Origin of the sequence: Pseudomonas peli (assembly GCF_050563605.1) — a bacterium.
GTDB lineage: Bacteria > Pseudomonadota > Gammaproteobacteria > Pseudomonadales > Pseudomonadaceae > Aquipseudomonas > Aquipseudomonas peli_A.
This window is the reverse complement of record NZ_JBNXUH010000133.1, coordinates 1-242: the sequence shown is the minus strand read 5'-3', so window position 1 is coordinate 242 and position 242 is coordinate 1. Positions and strand designations below refer to the sequence as shown.

At 52.5% G+C, this 242-nt stretch carries 1 pseudogene; it reads right to left on the bottom strand.

Features of this window, described 5'->3' with window-relative positions:
- Positions 1 to 131 (bottom strand): annotated as a pseudogene (locus tag ACQ4LH_RS21290) (DUF3304 domain-containing protein); the annotation flags it as partial.
- Positions 132 to 242: the final 111 nt, after the last annotated feature.

Below are 242 nucleotides of genomic sequence, written 5' to 3'. Positions count from 1 at the left end.
CTCGGAGATGTGTATAAGAGACAGGCCACACGAACCTGGTTGCAGGGCAGAAAGTGCACAACGATAGGGCCTGGCCCGTCGTAACGTGGTATCGCCACTGTGGCGCTATGGCGGGTGTAGTTTGCGGCGTGTTTTTTATAGGCAGCTCTATACTCATCCGTGGCCGTCTCTTTTTAACATCTCCCCGCCCCCCCGACGAAACGAGCGGGATCCTATTCCCTCTTCTTCTTTTAAAAAAAAAA